Annotated in this window: 9 protein-coding genes; all 9 read left to right on the plus strand. The window is 73.3% G+C overall.

Translation table 11 applies throughout. From position 1 onward, the window contains the following. Positions 1–175 precede the first annotated feature (175 nt). Positions 176–2,098 carry a TIGR03960 family B12-binding radical SAM protein gene (locus ACH34T_RS43740; protein WP_396026934.1) on the plus strand — a complete coding sequence of 641 codons (1,923 nt, stop codon included), beginning with the start codon at positions 176–178 and terminating at the stop codon, positions 2,096–2,098. A gap of 219 nt (positions 2,099–2,317) precedes the next feature. Further along, positions 2,318–3,205, plus strand: coding sequence for a TIGR03936 family radical SAM-associated protein (locus tag ACH34T_RS43745; RefSeq protein WP_396026935.1), 888 nt, complete (start codon positions 2,318–2,320; stop codon positions 3,203–3,205). 206 nt (positions 3,206–3,411) lie between these two features. Beyond that, positions 3,412–6,696 (plus strand): ribonuclease E/G, encoded by a 3,285-nt coding sequence (locus ACH34T_RS43750; RefSeq protein ID WP_396026936.1) that lies wholly within the window; start codon positions 3,412–3,414, stop codon positions 6,694–6,696. Between the two features lie 328 nt (positions 6,697–7,024). Next, positions 7,025–7,339 (plus strand): 50S ribosomal protein L21, encoded by a 315-nt coding sequence (gene rplU / locus ACH34T_RS43755; protein ID WP_396026937.1) that lies wholly within the window; start codon positions 7,025–7,027, stop codon positions 7,337–7,339. 12 nt (positions 7,340–7,351) lie between these two features. Next, a complete protein-coding gene (gene rpmA, locus ACH34T_RS43760; RefSeq protein WP_396026938.1) occupies positions 7,352–7,609 on the plus strand; it encodes a 50S ribosomal protein L27 in 258 nt (85 codons plus the stop codon). A gap of 158 nt (positions 7,610–7,767) precedes the next feature. Further along, on the plus strand, positions 7,768–9,165 hold the full coding sequence (obgE, locus tag ACH34T_RS43765) for a GTPase ObgE (RefSeq protein WP_396026939.1): 1,398 nt from the start codon (positions 7,768–7,770) through the stop codon (positions 9,163–9,165). Then, positions 9,162–10,334, plus strand: a complete 1,173-nt coding sequence (gene proB, locus ACH34T_RS43770; RefSeq protein ID WP_396026940.1) for a glutamate 5-kinase — start codon at positions 9,162–9,164, stop codon at positions 10,332–10,334. The genes obgE and proB overlap by 4 nt, the downstream gene beginning before the upstream one ends. Then, positions 10,334–11,602, plus strand: coding sequence for a glutamate-5-semialdehyde dehydrogenase (locus ACH34T_RS43775; RefSeq protein WP_396026941.1), 1,269 nt, complete (start codon positions 10,334–10,336; stop codon positions 11,600–11,602). Before proB ends, ACH34T_RS43775 begins: the two co-directional genes overlap by 1 nt. 68 nt (positions 11,603–11,670) lie before the next feature. After that, positions 11,671–13,437, plus strand: coding sequence for a TIGR03767 family metallophosphoesterase (locus tag ACH34T_RS43780; protein ID WP_396026942.1), 1,767 nt, complete (start codon positions 11,671–11,673; stop codon positions 13,435–13,437). Positions 13,438–13,459: the final 22 nt, after the last annotated feature.

Below are 13,459 nucleotides of genomic sequence, written 5' to 3' on the forward strand. Positions count from 1 at the left end.
TTCGTGTCGTACGGCGGTTCCGCGACCTTCGCCAACATGATCGCCTTCGGTCTGCTGCAGGCGGTGCACGTCCGCCGCCGGCCGTTCGACTAGCCCCGCGGCCGCCGGCCGTTCGATCGGCTCCGCGGCGGTAGGCTGGCGTTCATCCCACGTCCCCTGCACGGAGGATTCCGTCATGCCGGTCGAGTCGCTCTTCCCGCGCCTGGAGCCGCTGCTCCCGGGCGTGCAGAAGCCGATTCAGTACGTTGGCGGCGAGCTGAACTCCCAGCTCAAGGACTGGGACGGGGCCGAGGTCCGCTGGGCGCTGATGTACCCGGACGCCTACGAGGTCGGGCTGCCGAACCAGGGCGTCCAGATCCTGTACGAGATCCTGAACGAGCGCGACGGCGTCCTCGCGGAGCGGACGTACTCGGTGTGGCCCGACATGGAGGCCGTCATGCGGGAGCACGGCATCCCGCAGTTCACCGTCGACGCGCACCGTCCGGTCGCCGCGTTCGACGTGCTCGGCGTGTCGTTCTCCACCGAGCTCGGCTACACGAACCTGCTGACGGCCCTCGACCTCGCCGGAATCCCGCTGGACGCCGCCGACCGCACCGGCGACCACCCGATCGTCATCGCGGGCGGCCACGCCGCGTTCAACCCGGAGCCGATCGCCGACTTCGTCGACGCGGCCGTCCTCGGCGACGGCGAGGAGATCGCGCTGGCCATCACCGAAGTGATCCGCGAATGGAAGGCCGAAGGCGAACCCGGCGGACGCGACGAGCTCCTGCACCGGCTGGCCGCGTCCGGCGGCGTGTACGTCCCGCGCTTCTACGACGTCACCTACCTGCCCGACGGGCGCATCCAGCGGGTCGCGCCGAACCGTCCTGGCGTGCCGTGGCGCATCGAGAAGCACACCGTCATGGACCTCGACCAGTGGCCGTACCCGAAGAAGCCCCTGGTCCCGCTCGCGGAGACCGTCCACGAGCGGTTCAGCGTGGAGATCTTCCGCGGCTGCACGCGCGGCTGCCGGTTCTGCCAGGCCGGGATGATCACCCGGCCGGTGCGGGAGCGGTCGATCACCACGATCGGGAACATGGTCGAGCAGGGCCTGAAGGAGTCCGGGTTCCAGGAGGTCGGGCTGCTCAGCCTGTCCAGCGCCGACCACAGCGAGATCGGCGACGTGGCGAAGGGCCTGGCCGACCGCTACGAGGGCACCAACACCTCCCTCTCCCTCCCGTCCACCCGCGTGGACGCGTTCAACATCACGCTCGCCAACGAGTTCTCGCGCGGCGGGCGCCGCTCGGGCCTGACGTTCGCGCCGGAGGGCGGCTCCGAGCGGATGCGCAAGGTGATCAACAAGATGGTCACCGAGGACGACCTGATCCGCACCGTCACCACCGCCTACGAGAACGGCTGGCGGCAGGTCAAGCTGTACTTCATGTGCGGCCTGCCCACCGAGGAGGACGAGGACGTCCTCGCCATCGCCGGCATGGCCAAGCGGGTCATCCAGGCGGGACGCGAGGCCACCGGCCGCAAGGACATCCGCTGCACGGTCTCCATCGGCGGGTTCGTGCCCAAGCCGCACACCCCGTTCCAGTGGGCCGCGCAGTGCGACCACGAGACCGTCGACCGCCGCCTGCGCGCCCTCAAGGACGCCCTGCGCGGCGACAAGGAGTACGGCCGCGCCATCGGCCTGCGCTACCACGACGGGCAGCCGTCCATCGTCGAGGGCCTCCTCTCTCGCGGCGACCGCCGCGTCGGCAAGATCATCCGTGCGGTGTGGGAGGACGGCGGCCGCTTCGACGGCTGGAGCGAGCACTTCTCCTACGAGCGCTGGACGGCCGCCGCCGAGAAGGCGCTGTCCGGCGAGCCCGTCGACCTGGCCTGGTACACCGTCCGGGAGCGCGACGAGGTCGAGGTCCTGCCGTGGGACCACCTCGACGCCGGTCTCGACCGCGAGTGGCTCTGGCAGGACTGGCAGGACGCCGTCGACGAGACCGAGGTCGAGGACTGCCGCTGGACGCCCTGCTACGACTGCGGCGTCTGCCCGACCATGGGCACCGAGATCCAGATCGGCCCCACGGGGAAGAAGCTGCTCCCACTGTCGGTCGTCTAGCCGGGACCGCCGAACCGCGGCCGGGACCGCCAAGCCGTGGCCGGGGCCGCCGAGCCGTGGCCGGAACCGCCGAAACCGGCCCCGCGAAGGGCCTGAGCTGCGGAGACCGGGGGTCACGGCACCGGTGCATGGCGGAACCGTGCGCGGCGACCCGTACTCTATAGGGAGACCTTGTTTTTCGACTCGACACGAGTAGGAAGGACCAGAACCCTGGCACCCATGCCGGAGGGTCCGCCGCCGGCCCCCGTGACCCAGCGACTGCGCGTCCGCTATGCCAAGCGGGGCAGGCTGCGGTTCACGAGCCACCGCGACATTTCCCGGGCCGTGGAACGCGCCGTCAGGCGCGCCGGGATCCCTGTCGCGTTCAGCGGCGGATTCACCCCCCACCCGAAGATCTCGTACGCGGGTGCGGCGGCGACAGGGGTGGCCAGTGAGGCGGAATACCTCGAGATCGGGCTCACCGCGCCCCGCGACCCTGCGCGGGTGCGGGCCGATCTCGACGCGGCCCTGCCCCCCGGGCTCGACATCGTCGATGTCGTGCCGGTACGGGCGGGACGCGCATCGAACCGTCCGGAAGGCGGGCACGACCCCTCGGCGCAGCCGAGAGCGGGCGCGTTCGCCGAACGGCTCCAGGCGTCCGAGTGGCGGATCCGGCTGGACGGCGTGTCATCCGACGATGCCGCCGCCGCCGTGGCCGCCTTTCTGGCCGCCGGCGAGATCGAGGTCGAACGCCTCACCAAGAAGGGGCTGCGCCGTTTCGACGTGCGCGCCGCCGTGTCCACCTGTGAGCTGGACCGGCGCGCCGCGGACGCGGCGGATGCCCCTTGTGCGATACTTCGAATGGTTGTTCGGCATTCCACACCCGCCGTACGACCCGACGACATCCTCACCGGACTGCGCCAGGTAGCCGACCTCGCGCCGCCGTCACCCCCGCTGGTGACCAGGCTGGCGCAGGGGCCCCTCGACGCGGACACCGGTGGCCTCGCGGATCCCCTGGATCCCGACCGGGAGATCGGAGTGCCGTCCGGCGACGACGCCGAGACGGCCCGCGGCCAGGAGCGGCCGCTGCCCGGGGACGCCGCGAGCGCGGATGCCGTCAGCGCCTGACCGTGAGACCGAAGCCGTGGCGACACGGAACCGGTCCCGCAGGGTACGGCGGGCGCACCCCCGACGACTTCGTCGTCATGGCCGGACGATCGTCCGGCGGTGACGACACCGACGACTGACGGAGCGCTCCCGCGCGGCGCACCGCGTCGATCCGCCCTCGGCGGAGCGACCGGACGCGCCCGGGAGCCTGACGGGAGATTGCCCGGATGCTTGAGAACGAAGCCGATTCGGCCACAGCCGAAGGCACCGAGAACGAGAACAACGAGAACGCGAACACGCAGAATGCGAGCACGCAGAACGCGGGCACCGAGAATGCGAGCACGGAGAGTGCGGGCGTGGTGGCCGAGGGTGAGAGCGCCGAGGCGGTGACGTCGCGGCCGCGCCGCGCCAGCCGTCCCGCGGGCCCGCCGCCCGAGACGGCCGCCGCCTCCGCCGCGCCCCCGGCCGCGGCGGAACCCGGGGAGCCGGCAGGGGAGGCCGCTCCCGCCGAGGAGGCCCCCGCGCCGCCGAAGCGGGCCACCCGGGCCCGCACCCGCACCAGGAGCGGCAAGGCCGCCGAGACGTCCGAGCCCGTCCCGATGACGGGCGCCGAGACCTCCCCGGACACCGAGACCGAGCCGTCGGCCGCCGCCGTGAGCGAGCAGCCCGCCCCCGAGCGGGCCGCCGCCGAGCAGCCCGCTGCCCAGCAGGCCGACGAGGCGCCCGCGCCGCGCACCCGGACCAGGACGCGCCGCCGTTCGACGGCCGCCGCCGCGCCGGACGCGGCCGAGGCGGTCGTCCCCGCGGTCCCGCCGGTGCCGGACGTGCCGTCCGCCGAGCAGCCGCAGGTGTCGGAGACCGAGCCGGCCAGCGGAGTCGGCATCCCCGGCGTGACGTTCCAGCCGCCGATGGTGGTGTTCCAGCCGCCGCAGCCGAAGGCCGAGACCGCCGCCCGCCCGAAGGACGAGCCGAAGCGCGGGCCGGCCGAGCCCGCCGAGCGCGACACGCGCGACGCGTCCGACGATGAGCGCGACGAGGAGCGCGACGAGCGGCCGTCCGACGAGGACGACTCCGACGACCGTCCGTCCCGCAGGCGCCGCCGCCGTGGCGGACGCGGCCGCGGCCGGGGCGGCAAGGAGGGCGCCGACGACGACGCGCAGAACGACGAGCCCGAGGAGAGGGACGAGGAGCCCGCCAAGGAGCCCGTCAAGGCCGCCAAGAAGGACAAGAGCACCAAGAAGGACAAGTCCCCCAAGAAGGGCAAGGACAAGGCCAAGGAGTCCAAGGCGGAGGAGGCCGAGCGCGAGGACGCCGCGGACGACGGCGACGAGGACGAGGGCGGCCAGGGCGGATCGAGCCGCCGCCGTCGCCGCCGCAGGCGCCGTTCCGGGACCGACGGCGACGGCACCGGCACGGACGACCCGCCGAACACCGTCGTCCACGTCCGCACGGCCCGCGAGGCCCGTGCCGCCGCCGAGAACGAGGTCCAGTCCGTCCGGGGCTCGACCCGGCTTGAGGCCAAGAAGCAGCGCCGCCGGGAGGGCCGCGAGCAGGGCCGCCGCCGCCCGCCGGTGATCACCGAGGCCGAGTTCCTGGCGCGCCGCGAGTCCGTCGAGCGGGTCATGGTGGTGCGGCAGGAGGGCGAGCGCACCCAGATCGCCGTCCTGGAGGACGACGTCCTCGTCGAGCACTACGTGAACCGCGCCACCCACCAGAGCTACGTCGGCAACGTCTACCTCGGCAAGGTGCAGAACGTGCTGCCGTCGATGGAGGCGGCGTTCGTCGACATCGGCAAGGGCCGCAACGCCGTCCTGTACGCGGGCGAGGTCAACTGGGACGCCTCGGGCCTCGAAGGCCAGCCGCGCCGCATCGAGTCGGCGCTGAAGTCGGGCCAGTCGGTGCTCGTCCAGGTCACCAAGGACCCGCTCGGCCACAAGGGTGCCCGGCTGACCAGCCAGGTCTCGCTGCCCGGCCGCTACCTCGTGTACGTCCCGGACGGCTCGATGACCGGCATCAGCCGCAAGCTCCCCGACAAGGAGCGCAGCCGCCTCAAGGCGATCCTGAAGAAGGTCATGCCGGAGAACGCCGGCGTGATCGTCCGGACCGCGGCCGAGGGCGCGACCGAGGAGGAGCTCTCCCGGGACGTCTCGCGCCTCGCCGCCCAGTGGGACAACATCCAGAAGAAGGTCAAGAACGCCAGCGCGCCGTCGCTGCTCTACGGCGAGCCCGATCTGACGATCCGCGTCGTCCGCGACATCTTCAACGAGGACTTCTCCAAGCTCGTCGTGTCCGGGGAGGGTGCCTGGGACACCGTCTCCGAGTACGTCGAGTACGTCGCGCCGCACCTCGCCGAGCGCGTCGAGCGCTGGACGGGCGGCCAGGACGCCCTGTCCGCGTACCGCATCGACGAGCAGATCGCCAAGGCCCTCGACCGCAAGGTGTGGCTGCCGTCCGGCGGCTCCCTGGTGATCGACCGCACCGAGGCGATGACGGTCATCGACGTCAACACCGGCAAGTTCACCGGGCAGGGCGGCAACCTGGAGGAGACCGTCACCCGCAACAACCTGGAGGCGGCCGAGGAGATCGTCCGCCAGCTCCGGCTCCGCGACATCGGCGGCATCGTCGTGATCGACTTCATCGACATGGTGCTGGAGAGCAACCGCGACCTGGTGCTGCGCCGCCTCGTCGAGTGCCTTTCGCGGGACCGTACCAAGCACCAGGTGGCCGAGGTCACCTCGCTGGGCCTGGTGCAGATGACGCGCAAGCGCGTCGGCCAGGGCCTGGTGGAGGCGTTCTCGGAGACCTGCGAGTCCTGCGGCGGGCGCGGCATCCACGTCCACCTGTCCCCGTCCCCGGTCGAGCCGAAGCCCGACAAGGCGGCGGCGGGCAAGGAGAGCGGCCGCCGCCGCAGGCGCAAGGGCGAGGTCGAACGGGTCGTCGAGGAGAAGCTGGCCGCGCACGAGTCGCGTCCGGCGGAGCCCGCCGAGCCTGTCGCGTCCGAGGTTGCCGCGTCCGGGGCTGCCGCGTCCGAGCGCGCCGCGTCCGAGGCCGTGGAGCTCGCGCCGTCCGAGCCCGCCGCGCCGGTGCGCGCGCGCCGGCGCAGGTCGGGCCCGGCCAAGCGCCCCGCGGGCCCGCCTCCGGAGCCCGACGCCGACGAGCCCCCGGCGCAGGCCGCCGCCGAGCCCGCCGAGACCGAGGCCGCTGCCGGGACCGAGACCGCTGCCGGGGCCGAGACCGCTGGTGGGGCCGAGGCGGAGACGGTTGCCGGGGTCGACGCGGAGACCGGCGCCGCCCCGGCCGCGCCCGACGCCGCCGAGCCGGTCCCGGTCGCCGCCAACGGCACCGAGCCGTCCGGTAAGGACCTCAACGGCTCCGCGCCCGTCGCCCCCGAGCCGAACGGCTCGACGGCCGAGGCCGCCGAGGAGGCGGAGGCGGAGCCGGTCGCCCGGCGCCGGGTCCGCCGCTCCTCCGCCGCGTCCGCGGCCCAGGCCGCCGAAGCGGACGCCGAGTAACGACCCGCACCGGCGGGCGGGCGCGATCCCGTGCCCGCCCGCCGGAGGGCCGCTCCCTTCTGGGTCAGGGTGCGTTCGCGCCGGGGCATCCGGTAGTCTTGTACTTCGGCGCGCCGTGGGCGCGTCATCTGAACCTGCACCGCGAACCCGTCCGGGGGCGTTCGGTGCGCACCTCGCCGATCCGGTGAGGTCAAGCAGAGAGCACCAGGTCTTCTCTGGTGTGCCGCCTTCGGCCTGGCGCCGGAGGTAGGCCCCCATCCGGGGGCTGGTGTAGCCACGCGCGGGACCGGTTCAGTCCGGAAGCGCGCGAAGACGAAGGGTTTCCGCGGTGTACGCGATTGTCCGCGCAGGCGGCAGGCAGGAAAAGGTCGCCGTCGACGACGTGCTGACCGTCGACAAGCTGTCCGGCGACGTCGGCTCGACCGTCACGTTCCCGGCCGTGCTGGTCGTGGACGGCGACGACGTCGTCAGCGGCTCGGCCGACCTCGCGCGCTACGAGGTGACCGCCGAGATCCTCGGCGCGGTCAAGGGCCCGAAGATCAACATCATGCACTACCGGAACAAGACCGGGTACAAGCGGCGGATGGGGCACCGTCAGCCGTACACCGAGGTCAAGATCACCGGTATCAAGGCCGGGAAGTAAGGGAGCGGTCAGATGGCACACAAGAAGGGCGCGTCGTCCAGCCGTAACGGCCGTGACTCCAACGCCAAGCGCCTCGGCGTGAAGCGGTTCGGCGGCCAGGCCGTCAACGCCGGCGAGATCATCGTCCGGCAGCGCGGCACCCACTTCCACCCCGGCCCCGGCGTCGGGCGCGGCGGCGACGACACGCTGTTCGCGCTGGTCGCGGGCGCGGTGAAGTTCCGCCGCTACCGCGGTCGCAACGCCGTGAGCGTCGTCCCCCCGGCGGAGTAAGGACGGGCGACCGCAGCGAAGCGAGGATCGTCCGTCCGCCTCTTCGGGGGTCTGGGGGGTGCCCCCAGAAGGACAGGCCAGGGTCAAGAAGCTTTCCGAAGGGGCGGACCGTTTCCGGTCCGCCCCTTCGCCGTTTTTCACCGAGGAGAGAGTTCACCGTGGCCGCTGGAGCGGGATCGGGCGCGCAGTTCGTCGACCGGGTGGTGCTGCACGTCGCCGCCGGCAACGGCGGCAACGGCTGCGCGTCGATCCACCGGGAGAAGTTCAAGCCGCTCGGCGGCCCCGACGGCGCGAACGGCGGACGCGGCGGCGACGTCGTCCTGGTCGTCGACGCGAACGCCGCGAGCCTCCTGGAGTACCACCGGCGCCCGCACCGCAAGGCGGGCAACGGCCGTCCCGGGCAGGGTAGCCACCGGACGGGCGCGGACGGCGCCGACGTGATCCTCCCCGTCCCGGACGGCACCGTCGTCAAGGAGAACGACCGTGTCGTCGCCGACCTGGTCGGAGAGGGCACCCGGTACGTCGTCGCGCGCGGCGGCAGCGGCGGGCTCGGGAACGCGGCGCTGGCGACCGCCAAGCGCAAGGCCCCGGGGTTCGCGCTGCTCGGTGAGCCGGGGGACGCGCGCGATGTCGTCCTGGAGCTGAAGAGCGTCGCGGACGTCGCGCTCGTCGGCTTCCCGAGCGCGGGCAAGTCGTCGCTGATCGCCGCGCTGTCCGCCGCCAAGCCGAAGATCGCCGACTATCCGTTCACGACGCTGATCCCGAACCTCGGCGTGGTCGAGGCGGCCGAGACGACGTTCACGGTCGCGGACGTCCCCGGCCTGATCGAGGGCGCCAGCGAGGGCCGCGGCCTCGGCCTGGACTTCCTCCGGCACATCGAGCGGTCGTCCACGCTGGCGCACGTCCTCGACTGCGCGACGATGGAGCCGGGACGCGACCCCGTCAGCGACTTCGACGTCATCGAGCGCGAGCTGCGGGCGTACGACCGGGTCCTCGGCGACCGCCCGCTGTCGGACCGGCCGCGTATCGTCGTCCTGAACAAGGTGGACGTCCCGGACGGGCGCGACCTCGCCGAGATGGTCCGTCCCGAGTTCGAGGCGCGCGGCCTGAAGGTGTTCGAGGTGTCGGCGGCGACGCGCGAGGGCCTGCGGGAGCTGTCGTTCGCGATGGCGGCGATGGTGGGCGAGTACCGCGCGTCGCTGCCGCCGGCGGAGCCGACCCGCATCGTGATCCGGCCCGAGCCGGTCGGTGGCGACGCCGACTTCGAGGTCAGGGAGCTCGGCGACAACACGTACCTGATCACCGGCGCGAAGCCCGTCCGGTGGCTGCGGCAGACGGACTTCGCCAACGAGGAGGCCGTCGGCTACCTCGCCGACCGGCTCGCCCGGCTCGGCGTCGAGGACGCCCTCGCCAACGCCGGGGCGACCCCGGGCGCCACGGTCATGATCGGCACGCCGGACGACGCCGTCGTCTTCGACTGGGAGCCGGAGGTCGCGGCGGGCGACGTCGCCCCCGGCCCGCGCGGCACCGACCGCCGCCTGGGCGGACGGCCGTGACCGAGCGCGCGGCGATCGCGAACGCCCGCCGGATCGTGGTGAAGGCGGGCTCGTCGTCGCTGACCACCCCGGAGGGGTCGATCGACGCCGACCGCATCGATGCGCTGGTGGACGTCCTCGCCGCCCGCCGCGTCGGCGGCACCGAGATCGTGTTCGTGTCGTCCGGCGCGATCGCCGCGGGCCTCGGCCCGCTGGGCCTGACCCGGCGGCCGCGTGACCTCGCGACCCAGCAGGCGGCGGCGAGCGTCGGCCAGGGGCTGCTGTTCGCCCGGTACACCGCGGCGTTCGCGCGGCACGGGCTGACGGTCGGGCAGGTGCTGCTCACCGCCGACGACATGATGCGCCGCTCGCACCACCGCAACGCGCAGCGCACGCTCGCGCAGCTCCTCGCCCTCGGCATCCTGCCGATCGTGAACGAGAACGACACCGTCGCGACCGACGAGATCCGGTTCGGCGACAACGACCGGCTCGCCGCGCTCGTCGCGCACCTGACCCGCGCGGACGCGCTGGTCCTGCTGTCGGACGTCGACGCCCTCTACACCGGCGACCCGCGCCGCCCAGGCACCCGCCGCATCGCCGACGTGCACGGCCCGGACGACCTGAGGGACGTCAAGCTCGGACGGTCCGGACGCGTCGGCACCGGCGGCATGGTCACCAAGGTCGAGGCGGCCCGGATCGCGCGCATCCCGGTGGTGCTGACGAACGCCGCGTCCGCCGCGCACGCGCTCGCGGGCGACGGGGTCGGGACGCTGTTCCACCCGGCCGGCGGCCGCCGCATGTCCACCCAGGAGCTGTGGCTCGCCTACGCCACCACAGGTCAGGGGCGGGTCACGCTCGACCAGGGCGCGGTCGACGCGGTCGTGCGGGACCGCATGTCGCTGCTCCCGGCCGGGGTGACGGGCGTGTCAGGCGACTTCGCGGCGGGCGATCCCGTCGACCTGTGCGACACCGCGGGCCGGGTCGTGGCGCGCGGGCTGGTGAACTACGACGCGTCCGAGATCCCCGACCTGATGGGGCGGACGACGGGCTGGCTGGCCCGGAAGCTGGGCGCGGAGTACGAGCGCGAGATGATTCACCGCGACCACCTGGTCATACTGGAATGGTCCGAGGGGTCCGAGGGGTCCGGGGGGCCGTCCCCCCGGAATGATCCGTCTGAAGGGGACGTGTGATGAGCGAGGCCGACGAGTTCGAGCGGGTGGCGCGGCGCGCCAGGGAGGCCGCGGCGGGGCTGGCGCCCCTGCCGCGGGCGGCGAAGGACACGGCGCTGCACCGCATCGCAGACGCCCTGGTCACCGCCGCGCCGGAGCTCGTCAAGGCGAACGCGGCCGATGTGGCGCGGGCCCGGGAGAGCGGCACGTCCGAGTACATGATCGACCGGCTGAGCCTGTCGGAGGGCCGGATCGCCGCGATCGCGGACGCCGTCCGGAAGGTCGCCGCGCTGCCGGACCCGGTGGGGGAGTCGGTGCGCGGGAGCGTCCTGCCGAACGGGCTGGAGCTGCGGCAGGTGCGGGTGCCGCTCGGCGTCGTCGGGATGATCTACGAGGGCCGTCCGAACGTGACCGTGGACGCCGCCGCGCTGTGCCTGAAGAGCGGGAACGCGGCGTTGCTGCGCGGCTCGTCGTCGGCGTTCGACTCGAACACGGCGCTGGTCGGGGTGATGCAGCGGGCGCTGGCGGAGACGGAGGTCCCGGCGGACGCGGTGCAGCTCGTCCCGGGCACGTCCCGCGAGTCGGTCAAGCACCTGATGCGGGCCCGCGGCCTGGTGGACGTGCTGATCCCGCGCGGCGGCGCCGCGCTGATCAGCTCGGTGGTGGAGGAGTCGACGGTCCCGGTGATCGAGACGGGCGTCGGGAACTGCGCGGTGTACGTGGACGCCGCCGCCGACGTCGCCATGGCCGTGGAGATCCTGCTGAACGCGAAGACGCAGCGTCCGTCGGTGTGCAACGCGGCGGAGACGTTCCTGGTGCACGCCGACGTCGCCGACGCGTTCGTCCCGCGCGCGCTTGAGGCGTTGCGGAACGCCGGTGTCACGGTCCACGGCGATGACCGCATCCGGTCATACGGCGGGTCATACGGCGGCGACGTCGTGGCGGCGTCCGAGGACGACTGGCGCGCCGAGTACCTGTCGCTCGACATCGCCGCCCGCGTCGTCGACTCGCTGGAGGACGCCGTCGCCCACATCCGCGAGTACGGCTCGGGCCATACCGAAGCGATCGTCACGACGTCGCAGCCGGCCGCGAAACGGTTCGTCGCCCTGGTCGACTCGGCCGCGGTGATGGTGAACGCCTCGACGCGCTTCACCGACGGCGAGGAGTTCGGCTTCGGCGCGGAGATCGGCATCTCGACGCAGAAGCTCCACGCGCGCGGCCCGATGGGGCTTCCGGAGCTGACGTCCACGAAGTACGTGGTGACCGGCGAGGGACACCTGCGCGGCTGACGAGCACAGCACCTTGTGACAATTTGACCATTGATGTCACGTCGCGGGGCGTGGTGTGATGCACGACTGTGACCCGTGAGTACACCCGCCGCCGCGTCTTGAAGGGCGCAGCCCTCGGCGCGGGCCTCGCCTCCACCGGACTCCTCGCGTTCCCGTCGCGTCCGGTCGCCGCCGCCAAGGCGGCCGCTCCCGCGCTCAGCGGCCCCGCCGAAGGCACCACCCTCGCCCGGACGTACGTGCTCGGCGCCGCGGGCGCCGGCGGCTACCGTCCCGTGATCACCGGACCCGGCGAGCCGCACCTCCTGCGCCGCGACCTCGGCGGCGCCGCGTCCGCGACCCGCACCGCCACCCGCCGCGCCGTCCTGGCGTTCGGCCAGCTCACCGACGTGCACGTCGTCGACGCGCAGTCCCCGGCCCGCGTCGAGTTCCTCGACCGCTTCAAGGACGCCATGGACGTCCTGCCCGTGCAGGGCGCGTACCGTCCGCAGGAGATCCTGTCCACGCAGGTCGCCGAGGCGATGGTGCGGGCGGTGAACGGCGTGGGGCGCGGCCCGGCGACCGGCCTGCCGCTCGCGTTCGCGATCAACACCGGGGACGCGGCCGACAACGTCCAGTACAACGAGGTCCGCTGGATCATCGACCTGCTGGACGGCGAACGCGTCCACCCCGACTCCGGCGACCCGGACCGCTACGAGGGCGTCATGGACTGGACGTCCTACGACCGCGCCTTCTGGCACCCCGAGGGCCCGCCGCCCGGCGCCGACGCCGACATCCCGATCGCCAAGTTCGGCTTCCCGCGCGTGCGGGGCCTGATCGACGCCGCCCGCAGGCCGTTCCAGGCGACCGGCCTCGACGCGCCGTGGCTCGCCGTGTTCGGCAACCACGACGGCCTCATCCAGGGCAACCTGCCGGTCAACCCGCTCATCTCCGGCCTCGCCACCGGCGGCGTCAAGATCGGCGTCCCGGCGGACGACGCGCAGGCCCGGCGCCTCGCCCGCATCCTGGCCGAGGCCGACGCCGTCGGGCTCCTGCGCCTCATCCACGAGCAGGGCGACGCGGGCGGCCTGTTCCGCCGCGTGACCCGCGACGCCGACCGCCGGATGCTGTCGCGCCGCGAGGTCGTCGCCGAGCACTTCAGGACGGCCGCGTCCCTGCGCGGACACGGCTTCACCCTGGGCAACCTCCGCGACGGGACGGCCTACTACGCGTTCGACAAGGGCGGCGTCCGGGGGCTCGTCCTCGACACCGTCAACCCGAACGGCCACTCCGAGGGCTCGCTCGACCGCAAGCAGTTCGCGTGGCTTGAGTCGCAGCTCAAGGCCGGCAGCAGCCACTACTACGCCCCGGACGGCTCCGTCGTCGAGCACGACGTGAAGGACCGGCTGTTCGTCCTGTTCAGCCACCACCCGGCCGGATCGCTGGAGAACGCGCTCGGCGGCGACCGCGTCCTCGGCGACGAGGTCCTGGCGCTGCTGCTCCGCTACCCGAACGCCGTCCTGTGGGTGAACGGCCACACGCACCGCAACCGCGTGATCCCGCACGCCCGCAGGAGCGGCGGGGGGTTCTGGGAGGTGAACACGGCCGCGCACATCGACTTCCCGCAGCAGAGCCGCATCGTCGAGCTCGCCGACAACGGCGACGGCACCCTGTCGATCTTCGCGACGACCCTGGACTCGGCCGGGCCCGCGTCCCACGGCGGCGGCCTCGGCGACCCCGTCCGGCTGGCGTCGCTGTCGCGCGAGCTGGCGGCCAACGACTGGCAGGAGCGCGAGGAGGACCGCCGCGGCGACGCCGACGACCGCAACGTCGAACTCCTCCTCCCCGCCCCGTTCTAGCCCACGGGCCGCTCCTGGGGGC

The sequence above is a fragment of the Actinomadura sp. 9N215 genome (assembly GCF_044326345.1).
Classification (GTDB): Bacteria; Actinomycetota; Actinomycetes; order Streptosporangiales; family Streptosporangiaceae; genus Spirillospora.

Excerpts from the sequence above, each read along its gene's own strand:
- ACH34T_RS43740 (WP_396026934.1), top strand. The coding sequence starts at position 176 with ATGCCGGTCGAGTCGCTCTTCCCGCGCCTGGAGCCGCTGCTCCCGGGC.
- ACH34T_RS43745 (WP_396026935.1), top strand. The coding sequence starts at position 2,318 with ATGCCGGAGGGTCCGCCGCCGGCCCCCGTGACCCAGCGACTGCGCGTC.
- ACH34T_RS43750 (WP_396026936.1), top strand. The coding sequence starts at position 3,412 with ATGCTTGAGAACGAAGCCGATTCGGCCACAGCCGAAGGCACCGAGAAC.
- rpmA (WP_396026938.1), top strand. The coding sequence starts at position 7,352 with ATGGCACACAAGAAGGGCGCGTCGTCCAGCCGTAACGGCCGTGACTCC.
- ACH34T_RS43775 (WP_396026941.1), top strand. The coding sequence starts at position 10,334 with ATGAGCGAGGCCGACGAGTTCGAGCGGGTGGCGCGGCGCGCCAGGGAG.